Below are 19,278 nucleotides of genomic sequence, written 5' to 3'. Positions count from 1 at the left end.
CGCCCCCGGCCCGGCGCGGACGGCGCTTCCGCCGCCGGCCGCGGCGCGGCATAAGGCCGGAGGCGCCGGCTCTGCGGCTTCACAAAGAAGGTCCGATGGGGCATGGTGCCGGCGCAAAAAGAGTGTGGGCCGGCCGGCACCCGTCGGGTGACCGGGCCACCGGGCGCAGACGAAAGGGGATAGAGAGCGCATGAAAATCGCCATTCCCAAGGAACGGCGGGCGAACGAGCTGCGCGTCGCGGCATCGCCCGAGACCGTCAAGAAGTTCCTGGCGCTGGGCGCCGAAGTGGTGGTCGAGACCGGTGCCGGGCTGGGATCGGCGATCACGGACGAGGCGTTCGCCGCTGCCGGCGCAACCATCGCTCCGGACGCGGCCGCCGCCCTGCGGGACGCCGACCTCGTCCTGAAGGTGCAGCGACCGATCGGCCCGGGCGAGGGCGGTGTCAACGAGATCGCGCTGATGAAGAGGGGCGCCACCCTGGTGGCCATCCTCTCCCCCCATGCCGACGCGGCCCGCGTGAAGGCCTATGCCGATGCCGGCATCGATGCCTTCGCCATGGAGTTCATGCCGCGCATCACGCGCGCCCAGAGCATGGACGTGCTGTCCAGCCAGGCGAACCTGGCCGGCTACCGCGCCGTGCTGGAGGCCGCCAGCGAGTTCGGCCGCGCCTTCCCGATGATGATGACGGCCGCCGGCACCGTGCCGCCGGCCCGCGCCTTCATCATGGGCGTCGGCGTGGCGGGCCTCCAGGCCATCGCCACCGCCAAGCGCCTGGGCGCCGTGGTCAGCGCGACCGACGTGCGTCCGGCCACCAAGGAGCAGGTGGAGAGCCTGGGCGGCACCTTCATCGCCGTCATGGACGAGGAGTTCCAGCAGGCGCAGACGGCCGGCGGCTACGCCAAGGAGATGTCGGCCGCCTACCAGGAGAAGCAGCGCGCCCTGGTCGCCGAGACGATCCGGAAGCAGGACATCGTCATCACCACGGCCCTGATCCCCGGCCGCAAGGCGCCCGTGCTGGTCACGGACGAGATGCTGCGGACCATGAAGCCCGGCGCGGTCGTCGTGGACATGGCGGTGGAGCAGGGCGGCAACGTCGAGGGCTCGGTCCCCGGCGAGGTCGTGCGCAAGTACGGCGTCACCATCGTCGGCCGGGTCAACCTGCCCAGCCGCATCGCGGTGGACGCCTCCGCCCTCTATGCCCGCAACCTGCTGGCTTTCCTCACCCCGTTCATCGACAAGGACAGGAAGGCGCTGGCCTTCAACTGGGATGACGAGGTGGTGAAGGGCACGGCCCTGACCCGCGGCGGCCAGGTGGTGCATCCGGCCTTCGCGCCCGCGGCGCCCGCCCCGGCCGCGGTCGCGCCGGCCCCCGCCTCCGACAGCAACACCGGCGCCGAGGAGTGACCGCCATGGATCCGAAGGATATTGCGGAAAACGCGAACGAGCTGGCCACCCGGGCCAGTGAGCTGTCGGCCAAGGCGGCCGAGCTGGCCGATCAGGCGAACCAGCTCTCCGCCGCCGTGCCGGTCGAGGGCGTGCCCTTCTTCATCGTCGGGCTGACCGTCTTCGTGCTGGCCTGCTTCGTCGGCTACTACGTCGTCTGGCGGGTGACGCCGGCGCTGCACTCGCCGCTGATGGCGGTGACGAACGCCGTCTCCTCCGTGATCATCGTCGGCGCCCTGATCGCCACCGGCGCCAGCGTGTCGGGCTGGTCGGCGGGCTTCGGCTTCGCCGCCGTCATCCTGGCCTCGGTGAACATCTTCGGCGGCTTCCTGGTCACCCAGCGGATGCTGTCGATGTACAAGAAGAAGGCGCCCGCCGGCGCCGGCAGCAAGTAAGCCGGGAGGGCGACACCGATGTTCGCATTCGCTTCCTTCGCCTATCTCGTGGCGGCCGTCTGCTTCATCCTGGCCCTGCGCGGCCTGTCCAGCCCGGAAACGGCGCAGGACGGCAACCGCTTCGGCATGATCGGCATGGGCATCGCCATCGTCACGACGCTGATCGCGCAGGAGTCCCTGACCGGGGTCTCCCTGAATCCCGGCCGCAGCCTGCTGATCATCCTCGGCATCGGCATCGGCGGGTCGATCGGCTACGTCATCGCCCAGCGCATCAAGATGACGGAGCTGCCGCAGCTCGTGGCGGCCTTCCACAGCCTTGTCGGTCTGGCGGCCGTGTTCGTCGCCGCCGCGGCCTTCTACTCGCCGGAGAGCTACCGTATCGGTGAGCCGGGGGCCATCCACATCGGCTCCCTGATCGAAATGAGCCTCGGCGTGGCCATCGGCGCGGTCACCTTCACCGGCTCGGTCGTGGCCTTCCTCAAGCTGGACGGCCGCATCAGCGGCAAGCCGCTGATCTTCGAGGGGCAGCACAAGCTGAACGCCGGCCTCGGCGGCCTGCTGGTGTTCCTGGTCCTCGTCCTCTGCATCACGCAGAGCGAGACCGTGTTCTGGATGATCATCGTCGTGGCGCTGGCGCTCGGCCTGCTGCTGATCCTGCCGATCGGCGGCGCCGACATGCCGGTGGTCGTGTCCATGCTGAACAGCTACTCCGGCTGGGCGGCGGCGGGCATCGGCTTCACGCTCCAGAACAACCTGCTGATCGTCACCGGCGCCCTGGTCGGCGCCTCGGGCGCCATCCTCAGCTACATCATGTGCAAGGGGATGAACCGCTCGATCATCAACGTGATCCTGGGCGGCTTCGGCGGCGACTCCTCCGCGGCGGCGGCCGGTGCCGACGCTCTGGACCGCAGCTACAAGGCGGGCAGCGCCGAGGATGCGGCCTTCATCATGAAGAACGCCTCCAAGGTCATCATCGTCCCCGGTTACGGCATGGCGGTGGCCCAGGCCCAGCACGCCCTGCGTGAGATGGCCGACCTGCTGAAGGCCGAGGGCGTGGACGTCAAGTATGCCATCCACCCCGTGGCGGGCCGCATGCCCGGCCACATGAACGTGCTGCTGGCCGAGGCCAACGTGCCCTATGACGAGGTGTTCGAACTGGACGAGATCAACCGCGATTTCGGCCAGGCGGACGTCGCCTACGTCATCGGCGCCAACGACGTGACCAACCCGGCGGCCAAGACGGACCCGAACAGCCCGATCTTCGGCATGCCGATCCTGGACGTCGAGAAGGCCAAGACCGTGCTGTTCGTGAAGCGCTCCATGGGGGCCGGCTATGCCGGCGTGGAGAACGAGCTGTTCTTCCGCCCCAACACCATGATGCTGCTGGGCGACGCCAAGAAGATGACCGAGGAGATCGTGAAGTCGCTCTCCGGCGGCCACTGACCGGCTTCCACCGGCTCATATCCTGCGGCAAGGGCCGCCCGGGCAACCGGGCGGCCCTTCGCTTTTCCGGGCGGCGGGTTGCCAGGACGCCCGGTCCGGCCGATCCTGCCGCGTCCGTCCCGACCGTCCGCCGGAGCCGCCGATGTCCCGCCTGCCGCCGCTGCCGCCGGAGCTGCCGTCGCGCCCTGTCGTCTCCGGCCGCACCCTGGGCCCGTGCCCCCTGTGCGGGCGGGAGATGCGGGCCGGGGCGAGCGTGGAGGAGCACCATCTGGTGCCGCGGTCCCAGGGCGGGCGGGAGACGGTGACCCTGCACCGGGTCTGCCACCGCCGCATCCATGCCGAATTCAGCGAGAGGGAGCTGCGCGACCGCTACGGCACGATCGAGTCGTTGCGCGCGCATCCGGAGATCGCGGCCTTCATCCGCTGGGTCGCGGGCCGGCCGCCGGAATTCACCAAGGCGACCTTCCGGCGCAAGGAGCGGGGCCGGGACTGAGGGGCAGGAAAGGGTTGCGGCGGCCCGGATGCGCCTGGGGCCGAAAGGGCCGGCCGGGAAAAGGCGGGTGTGCGGGGCCGCTGAAAAGCACAGGACCGGGCAGGGGGGAGCGCCGGACAACGGTGGGTCCGGGCGGGGCCGATGGCCGCTCCGGGCCGGACTGCTCCGGGGCAAGGCGCTGGACTCAGAACGCCAAAAGCCGCCCCGCGGAAGCAGGGCGGCTCGACGGTCAGGCCGGGACTGTCAGGCCGGGTTTGTCACACCTGAATCGGACGGGCGCGCCGACCGGCTTCAGACCCGGACCGGTCTTAGTAGCCCTCGCGCTCCAGGCGCTTGCGGAGAAGCTTGCGGGCCCGGCGGATCGCCTCGGCCTTCTCACGCGCGCGCTTCTCCGAGGGCTTCTCGTAATTGCGGCGCAGCTTCATCTCGCGGAAAATGCCCTCGCGCTGCATCTTCTTCTTCAGCGCGCGCAGGGCCTGATCAACATTGTTGTCACGAACCAGAACTTGCACGGGTGGTCACCGCTCCAAGGTTACGGGCTTTCAATGGAATAAGGGCGAACGCAACCCCATAGGTCGCGGCGCCCGCCGATCCAGTGGCGCTCGTATAGCACGGTCGGCCGGGCTTGGGAAGGGGCCGCGGTCGGGATATAAGCGCCGCGGCGGCCCGTCGCCCCGGAAAGCGCCACCAGCCTGCGAGCCACAAGCCCACGAGGGAGAGGGAACGGCATGGCCATTCTGAAGATCGCCCGCATGGGCCACCCGGTTCTGCGCCGCCCGGCGCAGCCGGTGGAAACCCCGATTCCCGCCGTGGTGCGCCAGTTCGCCCTGGACATGATCGAGACCATGGTGGATGCGCCGGGCATCGGGCTGGCCGCCCCCCAGGTGCATGTCGGCTGGCGGATCGTCGTCTTCCGCGTCCCCGGCGACCGCGCGACCGGCGGGGCCGGCGACCTGCCGATGGAGCCGCAGGTGCTGGTCAATCCCGCCTACGAGCCCCTGTCGGAGGAGATGGTCGAGGGCTGGGAGGGGTGTCTCTCCATTCCCGGCCTGCGCGGGGTGGTGCCGCGTTTCGCCCGCATCCGCTACCGCGGGCTCTCCCTGGACGGCACGGCGGTGGAGCGGGAGGCCAGCGGCACCCATGCCCGCGTCGTCCAGCACGAGATCGACCATCTGGACGGCATTCTCTACATCGACCGCATGCCCGACCTCACGCGGCTGACCTTCACCGAGGAAATGCGCTATTTCGGGGCCGACCCGACCGTCCGGGGCCCGTCCGGGCGGGTTTGAACCGGCCGTCGCCGGCCCTATAGTCACTCCGTCACCTGTCTGAACCGCCCCCGGGGAGAATCATGACCACGACGCCCAATGCCATTCCGGAGGCTCAGGCCGCGGCCGAGTCCGTGCCCGTGTCGTCCGCGGAGTCGCTTTCCGCCGACGCCCTGGAATTCGCGGCCGCGGCCGAGGAGATCGGGGTGGGGGATGATGACGAGCTGACCGCCCGGCGTGACGCCATCCTGCTGGGCATGCTGCCGGACGTGCCGTTCGACGGCTGGACCCTCAGCGCCATGCGCCGCGGGGCCGAGGCCGCCGGCTACGAGCCGGAGGCGGCCCCGGCCAGCTTCCCCGGCGGCGTCATCCAGGTGGTGGAGCATTTCAGCACCTGGGCCGACCGGCAGATGATGGAGCGTCTGGCCGAGGCGAACCTGCCGGCCCTGAAGATCCGCGACCGCATCACCCTGGCGGTGCGGACCCGGCTGGAGCTGCTTGCCCCCTACAAGGAGGCGGTCCGACGCAGCGTCGCCGTGCTGGCCCTGCCGCAGAACGCCGGCGCGGGGCCGCGGCTGCTCTACCGCACGGTGGACGCCATGTGGGCGGCGGCCGGCGACCGCTCCACCGATCACAACTTCTATACCAAGCGGCTGCTGCTGGCCGGGGTGCAGACCTCGACCGTGCTCTACTGGCTGGAGGACCGCTCCGAGGACGATGCCGCCACCTGGGCCTTCCTCGACCGCCGCATCGCCAACGTCATGACGCTGGGCCAGGGGCTCTCCAAGGCCGGCAATCTGGGCGGGCTGGGCAAGGTGCTCGACGCCTTCCCGTCGCCCGTGAGGCTGATGCAGCATCTGCGGCGACAGGCACGGTGAGCCGTCCCGCCCTTGCGCTGACCCGGGCGGCTGCCCCTGGGGACCTGCCGGAGCACCACACCGACCGCGGCTTCCGCAACCCGCCCGGCAGCCCCACCCGCGAGCCGGGCTGGGAGCGGGAGATGGGTGCCTTCCTCAAGCGCCTGAACCGGCGGCGCAGGCAGCCCGTGCCGCTGCCCGACGGCCATGTCCTGTCCCCGGAAGCGGCGCTGGCGGGGCTCGCGGCGGCGGAGGGGCGGGACAGCGTCACCTGGCTGGGCCACGCCGCCTTCCTGATCCGGCTGGGCGGTCGCACCATCCTCTGCGACCCCTGGCTGTCCGACCATGCCAGCCCGCTCCGGGGCTTCGGTCCCCGCCGCTACGCGCCGCCCGGCATTCCGGTGGATCGGCTGCCGCCGGTGGACCTGCTGCTGCTGTCGCACTGCCATTACGACCATCTCTGCACCCGCACCCTGAAGGCGCTGCCCGGCCGGCACGGCGTGCCCGCCGCCGTGCCGCTGGGGCTGGGCCGGATGCTGCACCGGCTTGGCTACCGGACGGTGGCGGAACTGGACTGGCACGACCGGCTGGAGACGGACGAGGTGAGCGTCACGGCCCTGCCGGCCATCCACGGCTCGGCCCGCGGCCTGTTCGACCGCGACCGCACGCTCTGGTGCAGCTACCTGCTGGAAGCCGGGGGGCGGCGCCTCTGGTTCGGCGGCGACAGCGCACACGGCCCCGTCTTCGCGGAGCTGGGGGAGCGCTACGGTCCCGTCGATCTCGCCATCGTGGGCGTCGGGGCCTACCAGCCCCGCTCGATCATGCGGGCGGTCCATGCCGACCCGGAGGAAGGCATCGCCATCGCCCGCGACCTGCGCGCGGCGCGCGTGCTGGGCATGCACTGGGGCACCGTGCTGCTGACCGAGGAGGACCCGTTCGAGCCGCCGGCCCGGTTCGGCCCCGCTGCCCAGGCCGCCGGCTATGCCGAGGCGGACGCCTGGCTGCTGCGGATCGGGGAGACTCGCCTGCTCTGACCGGGATCAGACCTCGGGCAGGCTGAGCACCAGGGTAGCGACCAGGACCGTGGAGACGATGACGAAATAGGTCGCGCCCAGCAGCGCCCCCTTCACCGTCGTCTTCACCACCCCCTGGCCGTAGACCCGGCGCAGCGCCAGCCAGAGATAGGCGCCGACCAGGACGGGGAAGCCCTGCATCGCCCAGCCGACCGCCGGCGCCAGCACGGTGCCGGGCACCTGTTGCAGCCAGACCGCCAGCATCACCGTGGCGAAGACCAGGGTGTGCAGGTGCAGCGCGAAGACCAGATGCTCGACCATGTAGCGGTGCTGCCGCCGGTACAGCACGGCCAGCAGGACCGCGAAGACCGGCATCAGCACGAACATCAGCTTCGCCAGCTTGTCGCCCATGATGCGGTTCAGCGACTGCGGCTGGTCCACGCTGACCGCCATGCCGTGGAACAGCCGGCGCACCCAGTCCATCACCGCGGCCTCGGACTCCGGATCGCCGGTCTTGATCTGGAGGGACTCGTCCAGGCTCTGCTGCACCTGCGCCATGTCGATCTGCGCCGGGGGCTTCCAGGTGTCCAGATCCACCAGGAAGCGGAACCGCGCGGCCCTGTCCGTCGTCAGGACGACGGCCCCCGACCCCGTATCGGCCCCCGACCCCGCGTCGGCGGAGCCTGTCGGCCCGGCCTCCGACGCGGCGGGTGCCGTGGCCGCGGGAATGCCCGCCCTTTCCGCCGGAGCCATCTCGACGACGAACAGCGCCACGTTCGCCTGCGACAGGGTCAGGAAGAACAGCAGCGAGGTGAACAGGTAGAGCCGCAGCGGCGGCACGTAGCGCGCCCGCTTTCCGGCGTTCCAGTCCGCCGTCATCAGGCCGGGGCGCAGGAACAGGTGCCGCAGCGTCAGCAGCACCCGTCCGTCGAAATTGTAGAGCCCCTCCAGCGCCTCCCGGACCAAGCTCCAGAGCGACCGGGAATCGTCGCGCAGGGACTGGCCGCAGGTCGTGCAGAAGCGGCCGGTGACGGGCGTGCCGCAGTTCGGGCAGCGGGTGGCCCCCTCCGGTCCGGGTCCCGCCGGCCGGCCGCCGCCGCTCAGGGCCAGCTCGGCCGCGGCCAAGGTTGCGGTCGTCTCGCCGGCCGCCGCCCCGACGGCATCGTTCCCGATCATCCCCGTCCCCCTGTCGCCGCCTGCCGGCGGTTACCCCCCGGATCGCCCCCTGCGACCGCTTTTCGCGTCCGGGGTCAGCCGGCCTGCTGCGCTTCGCGGATCGCCTGACGCAGCAGCGGCAGGCGGTCGTTGCCGAACACCACCTCCCGGCCGGCGACGACGAAGCTGGGCACGCCGAAGCAGCCGGCGGCCACCGCCGTGTCGATCAGGCCCTGGTGGATCGCCGCGGTCTCCGGATCGTCCAGCATCGGCGCGAACAGGTGCGGCTCGATGCCGGCGGTATCGTTGGCGATGCCGATCAGCACGGAATCGTCGATCACGTCGGGACCGTCCACGCAGACCGCCTTCATCAGCGCGCGGGCGAACACCTGGCCCGCATCGAAGCGGCGGGCGGCGACACAGGCCAGCGCCAGCCGCACCGGGTCCGGGATGGTGATGCGGCTGTGGTCGCGGTAGGGCACGCCGTAGAGCCGGGCCCAGCGCTCCAGGTCGGTGCGGCGGTATTCCGGATTGAACTGGCCGGACCGGCCCTGGAGGCTCCCGTAGTCGTAGCCGGCCTTGGCGATCAGCATGCGGCCCGAGACGGGATACCAGTCCACCCGGCAGCGCGTCTCGATCTGGAGCTGCAACATCTGGGTGGAGGCGAGATAGGCGTAGGGGCTGGCCGGGCTGTAGTAGAAATCGACCGTGACAGGCGCGGGCATCGTGGCTCACCTTGCGGATGGAACGATCAAGCCATGCCAGCCCGTCGGGTGGCGCGCAAGAGGGACCGGAGCCGGCATTGTTGACCGGCCGGCCCGGTGGTGTACCGTGCCCCGCCGGACCGTCCAGCCGAGAGAACCCGATGAGCCACGCCGATCCCTACAGCACCCGCCGCCGGGAGGCGCTGCATAACGCCGTCCTGATCGCCTGGATCAGCTACGCCGTGGGGCTGCTGACCTCCTGGGTGACCGGGCCGATCGGTTTCATCATCGCCGTGGTGAAGCGGGGCGATGCCATCGGCACGATCTATGAAAGCCACTTCGCGGCGCTGATCCGCAGCGGCATCATCGTCTTCATCGGCTATGCCGTCGGCTGGGTGCTGACCCCCGTCCTGATCGGCTTCCCGATCCTGATCCTGACGTTCGTCTACAATCTGTATGTCGTCGTCCGCGGCCTGCTGCGCCTGTCGGAGCGCCGGCCCTACGACTGACGTCTCCTTCCGGTCGCTCCGGAGCCGCCGGCAAAAAGAGGGGGAGGCAGGACGCGCCCACCTCCCCCGGCCGTCGCGGGGCCGCCGGTCGGGGACCGGCCGCCCCTCCCCGTCGGTCATCGCTGTCCGGCGCCGCTGGCGGTGCCGGGCGATGGGGACCTGCATCCCTTGGTTCGGCGCCCTCGTGAGCAGGCGGGCGACGAAGGTGACGGCAAGAAGGTGCCGGGAGGAAGAAGAAACCCGGTCACGGCGACCGGGCTCCCGGACGCGACGGCGCCGGGACGGTCGGGGACGGGGAGAAACAGCGGCGGCTGGAAATCCCTCGCCATGGGCGCCTGCGCCCGCGTCACGGGTGTCCGCGCCCGGCCGGCCTTGAGCCGGTCGCCGCGACCTCTGCCGTCGCTGAACCCGCCCTCGCTGACTCCGCCCTCGCTGACTCCGCCGCCGCGGATTCCTCCCGCCGGTGCGCCGGTTGCCGGCGCCCGCATGGTCGCAGCCATGGGTATCCCTCCCCGTTCCGGACCCCGTGTCGATCACGCGCCCCGATCATCGGCAGCATGCGGGCCGGCGGTCGCCGTCCGATGTGCCTGACAGACCGATGTGCCTGAAAGGGCATTTCGCAATCGCAGCATGAACAGCCCCTGAAACGACTGTATCCGCAAAGCTCTGCCGGGATCGGCTCCCTTCTTTTTCCATGACGCTATCACAAGGGTTTCGTATTGCAACCGGTTTTGTCTCCGGATACACGGCCGGAGACCGCGCTTTCACTGTGATCGCGCTGGAGGCGGTCGTGGGAAAAGACCACAGTCCCGCTGGTGGATTTATCCGGGGCTGCCGGAGACTTCCGTGCCGGCCGGAGGAAGCCGCAAGCGGGGCCGGGGGAGCGGTGCCAGGGCGCCGGCCGCCCGGGCGGGGATCGCGCCTTGGGGATCGCGCCGGGGGGGTTGAATCGTGCCCGCAGCCGATGCACATTCTCGGCGCTTCCCTGGGGCACCGCCCACCGGGAAGCGCGCCGCACTGGTGGGGGCCTGTAGCTCAACGGTTAGAGCCGGCCGCTCATAACGGTCTGGTTGCAGGTTCGAATCCTGCCGGGCCCACCAGCACCCCGCGCGCTCCCCGCATGCCTTGCAAATCCCGGACGCCTTCCGACGCTCTTCCGGCCGTCAGCGGCCCCGGCGCACCGCGTTCACGACGGTGTCCAGCTCTTGCAGGAAGCGGGAGCGGTCCTGGGCGGAGAAGGGGGCGTTGCCGCGCAGGGCCGTGCCGTCGGCCCGCGCCATCTCCCGCAGGTCCTGCATCAGCGCCCGGCTCGCCAGGGCGGCACCGATGTTGGCCGGGGTGAACTGCCGCCCGTTGGGCGGCACCACGCGGGCGCCCTTGTCCAGGCAACGCTTGGCCAGCGGGATGTCGCTGGTCACGGCGATGTCGCCCTGGTCGATGCGCTCGGCGATCCAGTCGTCGGCGGCGTCGAAGCTGCCCGGCACCACCACCAGCTCGACCCGGCCCTGCGGCGGTAGCCGCAACGGGGCGTTGGCGACGAGGAAGACCCGGAGATCGTAGCGCTGCGCCACGCGGAAGGTCTCCTCCTTCACCGGGCAGGCGTCGGCGTCGATGAAGATGTCCAGCATGGGCGGTCGGTCCGGTCGGGGCGCTGCGGCGGGGATAGCAGGTCGCGCCGCGGCTGGGAACCCGGGAGCCGCAGGGAACCGGCCGGGCCGGGCGCGGTCGGCCCCTGCTGCTGTTGCCCCCTGCTGCCGTTGCGCGCTGTGCCCCGGCTGGGGTACAACCCGCCCGCCGCAGTGGCGCCCCCGCGATCACCCCGGAACCGAAGGAACGCCGTCCATGGCCAGCTATCAGTACGTCTACGTCATGAAGGGTGTGACCAAGGTCTACCCCGGTGGCAAGAAGGTCTTCGAGAACATCTGGCTGAGCTTCTATCCCGGCGCCAAGATCGGCGTCCTGGGCGTGAACGGCGCCGGTAAGTCCACCCTGCTGAAGATCATGGCGGGGATCGACAAGGACTACCATGGCGAGGCCTGGGCCGCCGACGGCGTGAAGGTCGGCTACCTGCCGCAGGAGCCCCAGCTCGATCCGACGAAGAACGTCCGCGACAACGTCATGGAGGGCGTGGCCGAGACGAAGGCGCTGCTGGACCGCTTCAACGAGGTCTCCAACCTCATGGCGGACCCCGATGCCGACTTCGACACGCTGCTGACCGAGCAGGCCGACCTTCAGGAGAAGATCGACGCCGCCAACGCCTGGGAGCTGGACCGCACGGTCGAGATCGCCATGGACGCGCTGCGCTGCCCCGATGGCGAGGCCGACGTGGCCAAGCTGTCCGGCGGCGAGAAGCGCCGCGTGGCGCTGTGCAAGCTGCTGCTGTCCCGGCCGGACATGCTGCTGCTGGACGAGCCGACCAACCATCTGGACGCCGAGAGCGTGGCGTGGCTCCAGCGCTTCCTGGCCGACTATCCGGGCACCGTCGTGATGGTCACCCACGACCGCTACTTCCTGGATGCGGTCACCGGCTGGATCCTGGAGCTGGACCGCGGCTCGGGCATCCCCTACGAGGGCAACTACTCCTCCTGGCTGGAGCAGAAGCAGAAGCGCCTGGAGCAGGAGAGCCGCGAGAACGACGCCCGCCAGAAGTTCCTGGCGAGCGAGCTGGAGTGGGTGCGCGCCAGCCCGAAGGCCCGTCAGGCCAAGTCGAAGGCCCGCATCCAGTCCTACGAGGAGATGCTGGCCCAGGCGAACCAGAAGGAAAGCGTCACCGAGACCAAGATCGTCATCCCCACGCCGCCGCGGCTGGGCAATCTGGTGATCGAGGCGGAGAACCTGAAGAAGGGCTTCGGCGACCGGCTGCTGATCGACGATCTGTCCTTCCGCCTGCCGCCCGGCGGCATCGTCGGCGTGATCGGGCCGAACGGCGCGGGCAAGACCACCCTGTTCCGCATGATCACCGGCAGCGAGAAGCCCGACGACGGCGCCTTCCGCGTCGGCGACACGGTGAGCCTGGGCTATGTCGATCAGAGCCGCGACACGCTGAACGACAAGAAGACCGTCTGGGAGGAGATCTCCGACGGGCTGGACGTGATCGAGCTGGGCAAGAAGTCCATGCCCAGCCGCGCCTATGTCAGCGCCTTCAACTTCCGCGGGCCCGACCAGCAGAAGAAGGTCGGCGTGCTGTCGGGCGGTGAGCGCAACCGCGTGCATCTGGCGAAGATGCTGAAGTCCGGCGCCAATGTCCTGCTGCTGGACGAGCCGACCAACGACCTGGACGTGGAGACGCTGCGGGCGCTGGAGGAGGCGCTGGTGGCCTTCCCCGGCTGCGCCGTCGTCATCTCGCACGACCGCTGGTTCCTCGACCGCATCGCCACCCACATCCTGGCCTTCGAGGGCGACAGCCAGGTGGTCTGGTTCGAGGGCAACTACGCCGACTACGAGGCCGACCGGCACCGTCGCCTGGGGGCGGAGGCCGACCAGCCGCACCGCATCAAGTACAAGCCGCTCGTGCGCGCCTGATCCGCGCGGCCTGACGTCTGCGCGGCCAGTCTTCCGCACGGCCGGTCTTCCGTGCCGCTGCCTTCGGAACCGCCGCCGGGTGCCCGCCCGGCGGCGGTTTCCGTTTTCCGGGCGGATTCCGCCACGATCGGGTCGCAGCTCCGCCCGATATCCACCACCACGGGGTTGTGCTATGGGGGCTGGCGGCGCGTTGCCGCTCCAGACCGGAGTCCCCAGAATGTCCGCCCCCGGCCGGCCGCGTCCGGCGTTTCCGTTCCCGGCCCTCGCCATTCCCCTGCTGCTCGCGGCCTGCGTGCCGCCTGTCCCTGGCGAGGACGTGGTCTGGGGGCCGCCCTCGCCGAGCCGCCCGCCGCCCTCCGACTACTACGATCCCCCGTCCTGGTACCGCGACGACGACCGCGTGCGCGACTACCGCTACAACGGGCGCTGCGACGACCCGCGCTACGAGACGTCCAACGGCGGCAAGGCCGAGCACGGCACCGACGAGTATGACTGCCTGCTCTACGGCAACGGGCTGCGCGGCAAGTATGTCAGCGGCAAGCGGGAAGGGGCCTTCGCCCGCAACAGTGTCTGCGACGATCCCACCTATGCCTACACCACGGGCCGGGCGCAGCCGGGCACCGACCAGTTCGACTGTACCCGCTACGGTCGCGGTCTGAAGGTGTTCTACCGGCCGGGCACGCTGCCGTCGCCCCCGCCGGTGGTGGACCACCGGCCGCCGCCGCCCCCCGTCGTCCGGCCCGACCCAAGACCCGATCCAAGACCCGACCCGCGGCCGCCGCGTCCCGATCCCGACCGCTTCGATCCCGATGACGGCCGGGACCGGCCGCCGCGGGTGGACGAGGCGATGCGCCGGGCGCGGGAGGAGGCTGCCCGGGAGGAAGCCCAGCGCCGCCGGGCGGAGGACGAGGCCCGCCGGCAGGCCGACGCCGAGCGTCGCGCCCATGAGGAGGCCCGGCGCCGCGACGAGGCCCGGGAGCACGCCGAGAGGGAACGGGCCGCGCGCGAACAGGCAGACCGGGAACGCGCCGACCGGGAACGGGCCGACTGGGAGCGCGCTGCCCAGGAACGGGCCCAGCGCGAACAGGCCGAGCGCGACCAGGCCCAGCGCGAGCAGGCCGACCGGGACAGGGCCGAGCGCGAGGCCCGGGAACAGGCGGCCCGTGATCAGGCCGCCCGCGATCAGGCCGAGCGTGAGCGCATCGCCGATCCCGACGACGGCCGCGACCGGCCGCCCCGGGTGAACGAGGCGCTGCGCCGGGCCCGCGGCCAGCCGCAGGTGCAGGACCGCTGACGGTTCTGTTCCGGAGGCCCGTCCGGGGTGCGGACCGGCCCGTCGTGGCGGTTGTCCCGACGGCCGTTCCGCTCCACCTTTCTGGTTCAGCTCCGGAACAGGGCCGTCCGTCCGGGACCGTCCGCCGGGGCGCCGAGCCGGGAACCGCCATGGCCCCCACCCGTCCGCTGCTGGTGCTGACCTGCGGGTCGCTGGCCCTGGCCCTGGCCCTGGGCATCCGCCAGGATTTCGGCCTCCTGCTCGCCCCCATGGCGGCGGACACCGGCTGGTCGCTGGCCGGGCTGGCCTTCGGGCTGGCGGTGCAGCAGCTTGTCTGGGGCGTGGCGCAGCCGCTCGTGGGGGCGCTCGCCGACGTGAAGGGACCGCGCATCGTCGTCGCCGGGGGTGGGGCGGCCTTTGTCGCGGGGCTGCTGCTGATGGGGTTCGGCGGCTCGCTGCCACTGTTCCAGCTCGGGGCCGGGCTGTTCATCGGCACCGCCCTGGCGGCCGTGGGCTTCTCCGTCGTGCTGGGGACGGTGGCGCGGGCAGCGCCGGAGGCGCGGCGCAGCCTCTATCTCGGCCTTGCCAGCGCCGGCGGCAGCTTCGGCATGTTCGCCTTCGTGCCGCTGGGCCAGGGCTTGATCGGCGGGCTGGGCTGGCAGGGGGCGCTTCTGGCGCTGGCCCTGACGGCGCTGGCGATCCCGGTCCTGGCGCTGGCGCTGGGCGGCCCGCCGCCGGCGCACCGGACCCTGCCGGGCGGCGGGCTGGGGCAGGCCCTGCGGGCGGCGTCCCGGCATGACGGGTTCTGGCTGCTGACGGCGGGTTTCTTCGTCTGCGGTTTCCACGTCGCCTTCATCAGCGTGCATCTGCCCGGCTATGTCGCCGCCTGCGGGCTGGCGCCGGAGATCGGGGCCTGGTCGCTGGCGCTGGTCGGGCTGTTCAACGTGGCGGGCAGCCTCGTGGCCGGGCAGCTCGGCGGGCGGCACCGGCCGAAGTTCCTGCTGTCGGGCATCTACTTCGCCCGCGGGCTGGTGCTGCTGGCCTTCCTGCTCTCGGCCAAGACGCCGGCCGTGACCCTGGCCTTCGCGGCGGCGATGGGGTTCCTCTGGCTCTCCACGGTGCCGCTGACGACGGGGGTGGTGGCCGGCATCTTCGGGCCGACCTATGTCTCCACCCTGTTCGGGCTGGTCTTCCTGGGCCATCAGATCGGCGCCTTCCTGGGCGCCTGGGCCGGCGGGCTGTCGGTGGAATGGCTGGGCAGCTACGACGCCGTCTGGTGGGCCTCGGTCGCGCTCGCTTTCTTCGCCGCGCTGGTCCACCTGCCGATCCGCGACGCCCGCCTGCCGCAGAGCGCGGCGGGCGCCGCCTGAACCGGCCTCAGTCCAGGGTCTGGCGGTAGCGGTTCAGCGCCAGCGTCGCCACCACGGCGAGGAACAGCAGCAGCGGCCACAGGCTGGGCCAGACCTCCGCCAGCCCGTTGCCCTTCAGCATGATGCCGCGGACGATGCGCAGGAAGTGGGTCAGCGGCAGCACCTCGCCGACCGACTGCGCCCAGTCCGGCATGCCGCGGAACGGGAACATGAAGCCCGACAGCAGGATCGATGGCAGGAAGAAGAAGAACGTCATCTGCATCGCCTGAAGCTGGTTCTTCGCCACCGTCGAGAACAGGAAGCCGACCGACAGGTTGGCAGCGATGAAGGCCAGCAGCGCCAGCAGCAGCACGGCCGGGCTGCCCACCATCGGCACCCCGAACAGCAGCCGCGCCGCCGCCATCACCAGCACCACCTGGACGAAGCCGACGCCGATGAAGGGCAGGATCTTGCCCAGCATCACCTCCGCCGGGCGGATCGGCATGGCCAGCAGGTTCTCCATGGTGCCCCGCTCCCGCTCGCGGGTGACGGCCAGCGCCGTCATCAGCACCATGGTCATGGTCAGCACCACGCCGACCAGACCGGGCACCACGTTGTACTGGGTCAGCCCCTCCGGGTTGTAGCGGCGGTGGACCGCCAGCTCGAACGGGGCGGGGGTGGGCGCCAGCCCGGCCAGCGGCCCCGTCAGGTCCGGCGCCAGCCCGATCAGCGCCACCTGCTGCAAGGCGGCCACGGCATTGCCCGTGGCGGCGGGGTCGGTCGCGTCCGCCTCCACCAGCAGGCGGGGCCGGTCGCCGCGGACCAGATCGCGGGCGAAGCCGGCCGGGATGGTGACGACGAACTGCACCTCGCCCCGCTCCAGCAGCCGGTCGGCCTCCGCCTCGTCCGCCGTCACGGCGACGATGCGGAAATAGCCCGTGGTCTCCAGGGTCGTCAGCAGCGTGCGGGTGAAGGGGCCGTTGTCCGCCACCCGGACGGCGGTCGGCAGGTGCTTGGGATCGGAGTTGATGGCGAAGCCGAACAGGGTGAGCTGAAGCACCGGGATGCCGACCATCATGGCGAAGGTCAGCCGGTCCCGCTTCATCTGGATGAACTCCTTCAGCATCATCGCCAGCAGGCGGCCGAGGGCGAAGCCGGGGCGGCTCATGGTGCGGCCCTCCGGGCGGGACCGGCGGCAGCGGCAGCCTTGCCGGCGGCGGGCGCGAACTGGTCGCGCACCCCGTTCATCAGATGGATGAAGACATCCTCCAGCCCCGGCCCGCTCTCGCGCCAGCGCAGCTCCGGCTCGTCGCGGTAGGCGGCGATGGCGGCGTCCAGGCGCGCGCGGTCGCTGCCGCTGACATGCAGGGCGGCGCCGAACGGGGCCACCATCTCCACCCCCGGCCGGCCCGCCAGCTCGCGCGCCAGGGCGGCGATGCGGGCGTCCGGCCCGGCGACGTACCAGGTGCGCAGGCCGGAGGCGCGCACCACCTCCTCCACCGTGCCGTCGGCCAGCAGCCGGCCATAGGCCAGGTAGCAGATGCGGTGGCAGCGCTCCGCCTCGTCCATGTAGTGGGTGCTGACCAGCACCGTCATGCCGTCGGCGGCCAGCGCGTGGATCTCGTCCCAGAACTCCCGCCGCGCCTTGGGATCGACGCCGGCCGTCGGCTCGTCCAGCAGCAGCAGCTCCGGCCCGTGCAGGATGCAGGCGGCCAGCGCCAGACGCTGCTTCCAGCCGCCGGACAGGGTTCCGGCCAGCTGGTCGCGGCGGTGCGCCAGCCCCAGCCGGTCCAGCGCCGCCGCAACCCGCGCCGGCCGGTCCGGCAGGCCGTAGAGGCGGGCCACGAAGTCCAGGTTCTCCTTGATGGAGAGGTCTTCGTAGAGGCTGAACCGCTGCGTCATGTAGCCGACGCGGCGCTTGATCTGCCATGCCTCCCGGACGATGTCGAAGCCCAGGCAGGTGCCGCTGCCGCCGTCCGGCAGCAGCAGGCCGCAGAGCATGCGGATGGTGGTGGTCTTGCCGCTGCCGTTGGGGCCGAGGAAGCCGTAGATCTGGCCGCGCCGCACCTGGATGGAGAAACCGTCCACGACCGTCTTCGGGCCGAAACGCTTGGTCAGCCCGGTGACGTCGATGGCCGGGGCGGCGCTCATGGCGCGCCTCCCGCCAGGCTGCCGGCGCGGACGATGGCCCGCAGCACAAGGTCCACGATGCCGACCCGCCCGGCCACGCCGGCCGCGGCGCGCTGGACCGTGACCGGCTGGCCGGGCAGCAGGTTCCGCGCCGACCCCTGCGGTTCCGCCTCGATCCGGAAGACCAGCTTGGCCCGGGTCTCCAGACTGTAGATGACGGGCGGGGTGTACTCCGCCTCCGGCGCCACGAAGCTGACCCGCGCGGTCAGCCCGTCCGGGCAGCCGGTGCAGGACAGCGCCACCGTGTCGCCGGGGTACAGCAGGGCGCGCTGCGGTTCCGGCACGAAGAAGACCAGCTTCACCTGCTCCGGCGGCAGCAGCGTGACAACGGGGCCGCCGGCCGGCACCCATTCGCCCGGGCGGCGCACCGTATCGTCCACCAGAGCCGCGGCCGGGGCCGTCACGCGGCGCTGCGCCAGCCGCCACTCGGCCTGGGCGACGGCAGCGCGGGCGGCCTCCATGGCGGCTTCGGCGGCCTGGATGGCGTCGCTGCGGGCGGGCAGGCGGGCGGTCGCCAGCTCCGCCTTCACGGCGGCTACCTCGGCCTCGGCCTGACGCGCGTCGGAGCGGGCGAGGTCCAGCCGGGCGCGGGCGGCCACGTCGCGGCTGGCCAGATCCTGCTGCCGGCGCAGCTCGGCGGCGGTATAGGTGGCCAGCGCCTCCGCCTGCCGGAGCCGCGCCTCGATCCGGGCGATCTCCTCCGGCCGCAGGCCCAGCCGCAGGTCGGCGAGCTGCGCCACGGCCTGCGCCAGCCGGCCCTTGGCCTCCGCCAGAGCGGCCTGCTGCTGGGTGTCCTCCAGGGCGAACAGGGGCTGGCCGGGGACGACCCGGTCGCCCTCCGCCACCGCCAGATCGACCAGCCAGCCGCCTTCCGGTGCGGCCATGCGCAGATACTGCCCCTCGACATAGCCCTGGAAGCCGTGGTCGCCGCCATCGCCGCAGCCGGCCGCCAGCAGGAGGAGGGGGAGCAGCAGCGCCGCGTGCGGCGGCCGGGGGCGGCGGGTCATGGCGTCTCCTCCGCGGCGAGGCCGCGCAGCAGGATGTCCAGATGCGTTTCCAGATGGCGGGTCGTGTCGATGGCGAAGGATTCGTCCAGCGGCTCGAAGGTCGTCCGCCACATCACCATCATCAGGAAGGGGGCGACGAACAGCCGGGCGACCAGCACCGGATTCTGGCGGCGGAACTCGCCCCGCGCCATGCCGCGCTCCAGGATGGACGCGATCAGGCCAAGGCCGCGGTCCACCACCGCGCGCTTGTGGAAGCGGGCCAGGTCCGGGAAGTTCGCCGCCTCCGCCAGCACCAGCTTGGGCAGCACGATCAGCCGGCGGTTCTCCAGCAGGCGGGCCAGGATGCGCAGGGTGGTCCGCAGCAGCTCGGGCGTGCTGCCCTCGTACCCGGCGACCACGGCCTCCAGCCGTTCCATGTTCGGCAGCAGGGCGGAATGCACCAGCGCCTCGAACACCGCCTGCTTGGACGGGAAGTAGAGATAGAGCGTGCCCTTCGACGCCCCGGCACGGGCGGCGATGTCCTCCATCCGGGTGGCGGCGAATCCCTTCTCCGCGAACAGGTCCAGCGCCGCCTCCAGCAGTTCGGCGGGGCGGGTCTCCTTGCGGCGGCGGGGCAGGCGGTCCGGCATGGGGGCTCATAATTACTGACCAGTCAG

The 19,278-nt window shown here is 71.5% G+C and carries 19 protein-coding genes and 1 tRNA gene; 12 read left to right on the top strand and 8 right to left on the bottom strand.

The genetic code is table 11. From position 1 onward, the window contains the following. Positions 1-190 precede the first annotated feature (190 nt). From ACFQPS_RS10245 to ACFQPS_RS10230, 4 genes are all read left to right on the top strand, one after another. Entirely contained in the window at positions 191-1,405 is a 1,215-nt protein-coding gene (locus ACFQPS_RS10245; RefSeq protein ID WP_377358682.1) for a Re/Si-specific NAD(P)(+) transhydrogenase subunit alpha, read from the top strand. A 5-nt stretch (positions 1,406-1,410) separates the two neighbouring features. Beyond that, the gene (locus tag ACFQPS_RS10240) at positions 1,411-1,839 is read left to right on the top strand and encodes an NAD(P) transhydrogenase subunit alpha part 2 (RefSeq protein ID WP_377358680.1); all 429 of its coding nucleotides are present in this window, start codon (positions 1,411-1,413) and stop codon (positions 1,837-1,839) included. Positions 1,840-1,857: 18 nt separating this feature from the next. Continuing rightward, positions 1,858-3,282: an NAD(P)(+) transhydrogenase (Re/Si-specific) subunit beta gene (locus ACFQPS_RS10235; protein WP_377358678.1), complete on the top strand. Its 1,425-nt coding sequence runs from the start codon at positions 1,858-1,860 to the stop codon at positions 3,280-3,282. 142 nt (positions 3,283-3,424) lie between these two features. Continuing rightward, complete coding sequence (locus tag ACFQPS_RS10230; protein WP_377358677.1) at positions 3,425-3,775, top strand: HNH endonuclease signature motif containing protein; 351 nt, start codon at positions 3,425-3,427, stop codon at positions 3,773-3,775. A gap of 308 nt (positions 3,776-4,083) precedes the next feature. Here the strand turns inward: ACFQPS_RS10230 and rpsU are convergent, their stop codons facing one another. Next, positions 4,084-4,287 (bottom strand): 30S ribosomal protein S21, encoded by a 204-nt coding sequence (rpsU, locus tag ACFQPS_RS10225; protein WP_012567245.1) that lies wholly within the window; start codon positions 4,285-4,287, stop codon positions 4,084-4,086. Between the two features lie 216 nt (positions 4,288-4,503). On the opposite strand from rpsU, the gene def reads away from it, so the two are divergent. From def to ACFQPS_RS10210, 3 genes are all read left to right on the top strand, one after another. After that, positions 4,504-5,064 (top strand): peptide deformylase, encoded by a 561-nt coding sequence (gene def, locus ACFQPS_RS10220; RefSeq protein WP_012567244.1) that lies wholly within the window; start codon positions 4,504-4,506, stop codon positions 5,062-5,064. A 62-nt stretch (positions 5,065-5,126) separates the two neighbouring features. Beyond that, on the top strand, positions 5,127-5,921 hold the full coding sequence (locus ACFQPS_RS10215) for a COQ9 family protein (protein ID WP_377358674.1): 795 nt from the start codon (positions 5,127-5,129) through the stop codon (positions 5,919-5,921). After that, entirely contained in the window at positions 5,918-6,934 is a 1,017-nt protein-coding gene (locus ACFQPS_RS10210; protein WP_377358672.1) for an MBL fold metallo-hydrolase, read from the top strand. Before ACFQPS_RS10215 ends, ACFQPS_RS10210 begins: the two co-directional genes overlap by 4 nt. Before the next feature lie 6 nt (positions 6,935-6,940). Here the strand turns inward: ACFQPS_RS10210 and ACFQPS_RS10205 are convergent, their stop codons facing one another. Together ACFQPS_RS10205 and ACFQPS_RS10200 are read right to left on the bottom strand one after the other, a co-directional pair. Then, a complete protein-coding gene (locus ACFQPS_RS10205) occupies positions 6,941-8,089 on the bottom strand; it encodes a DUF3667 domain-containing protein (RefSeq protein WP_377358670.1) in 1,149 nt (382 codons plus the stop codon). A gap of 74 nt (positions 8,090-8,163) precedes the next feature. Then, on the bottom strand, positions 8,164-8,793 hold the full coding sequence (locus ACFQPS_RS10200) for a 2-hydroxychromene-2-carboxylate isomerase (protein ID WP_377358668.1): 630 nt from the start codon (positions 8,791-8,793) through the stop codon (positions 8,164-8,166). Positions 8,794-8,933: 140 nt separating this feature from the next. Between ACFQPS_RS10200 and ACFQPS_RS10195 the strand changes: the two genes are divergently transcribed. Together ACFQPS_RS10195 and ACFQPS_RS10190 are read left to right on the top strand one after the other, a co-directional pair. Next, positions 8,934-9,281, top strand: coding sequence for a DUF4870 family protein (locus ACFQPS_RS10195; RefSeq protein WP_377358666.1), 348 nt, complete (start codon positions 8,934-8,936; stop codon positions 9,279-9,281). Positions 9,282-10,305: 1,024 nt separating this feature from the next. After that, positions 10,306-10,381: transfer RNA gene (locus tag ACFQPS_RS10190), tRNA-Ile, on the top strand. 63 nt (positions 10,382-10,444) lie between these two features. Here the strand turns inward: ACFQPS_RS10190 and ACFQPS_RS10185 are convergent. Then, a complete protein-coding gene (locus ACFQPS_RS10185; protein WP_377359568.1) occupies positions 10,445-10,906 on the bottom strand; it encodes a YaiI/YqxD family protein in 462 nt (153 codons plus the stop codon). A gap of 217 nt (positions 10,907-11,123) precedes the next feature. Here ACFQPS_RS10185 and ettA point away from each other — a divergent pair, with 217 nt between their 5' ends. The 3 genes from ettA (at position 11,124) to ACFQPS_RS10170 (ending at position 15,446) form a co-directional block, all read left to right on the top strand. After that, positions 11,124-12,803, top strand: a complete 1,680-nt coding sequence (gene ettA / locus ACFQPS_RS10180; RefSeq protein ID WP_377358664.1) for an energy-dependent translational throttle protein EttA — start codon at positions 11,124-11,126, stop codon at positions 12,801-12,803. A gap of 217 nt (positions 12,804-13,020) precedes the next feature. Continuing rightward, positions 13,021-14,097 carry a hypothetical protein gene (locus ACFQPS_RS10175; protein ID WP_377358662.1) on the top strand — a complete coding sequence of 359 codons (1,077 nt, stop codon included), beginning with the start codon at positions 13,021-13,023 and terminating at the stop codon, positions 14,095-14,097. A 149-nt stretch (positions 14,098-14,246) separates the two neighbouring features. Beyond that, positions 14,247-15,446 carry an MFS transporter gene (locus ACFQPS_RS10170; RefSeq protein WP_377358660.1) on the top strand — a complete coding sequence of 400 codons (1,200 nt, stop codon included), beginning with the start codon at positions 14,247-14,249 and terminating at the stop codon, positions 15,444-15,446. Positions 15,447-15,453: 7 nt separating this feature from the next. Here ACFQPS_RS10170 and ACFQPS_RS10165 read toward each other — a convergent pair whose 3' ends face one another. The 4 genes from ACFQPS_RS10165 to ACFQPS_RS10150 are packed head-to-tail and all read right to left on the bottom strand — an operon-like array spanning position 15,454 to position 19,251. Further along, positions 15,454-16,593: an ABC transporter permease gene (locus tag ACFQPS_RS10165; protein ID WP_377358658.1), complete on the bottom strand. Its 1,140-nt coding sequence runs from the start codon at positions 16,591-16,593 to the stop codon at positions 15,454-15,456. After that, positions 16,590-17,576, bottom strand: coding sequence for an ABC transporter ATP-binding protein (locus ACFQPS_RS10160; protein ID WP_377358656.1), 987 nt, complete (start codon positions 17,574-17,576; stop codon positions 16,590-16,592). Before ACFQPS_RS10160 ends, ACFQPS_RS10165 begins: the two co-directional genes overlap by 4 nt. Next, a complete protein-coding gene (locus ACFQPS_RS10155) occupies positions 17,573-18,622 on the bottom strand; it encodes an HlyD family secretion protein (RefSeq protein WP_377358654.1) in 1,050 nt (349 codons plus the stop codon). Before ACFQPS_RS10155 ends, ACFQPS_RS10160 begins: the two co-directional genes overlap by 4 nt. Next, complete coding sequence (locus tag ACFQPS_RS10150) at positions 18,619-19,251, bottom strand: TetR/AcrR family transcriptional regulator (RefSeq protein ID WP_377358652.1); 633 nt, start codon at positions 19,249-19,251, stop codon at positions 18,619-18,621. The genes ACFQPS_RS10155 and ACFQPS_RS10150 overlap by 4 nt, the downstream gene beginning before the upstream one ends. Positions 19,252-19,278 lie beyond the last annotated feature (27 nt).

The organism is Rhodocista pekingensis (assembly GCF_042665545.1).
Taxonomy (GTDB): Bacteria; Pseudomonadota; Alphaproteobacteria; order Azospirillales; family Azospirillaceae; genus Rhodocista; species Rhodocista pekingensis.
This window is presented reverse-complemented; position numbering and strand designations above follow the sequence as displayed.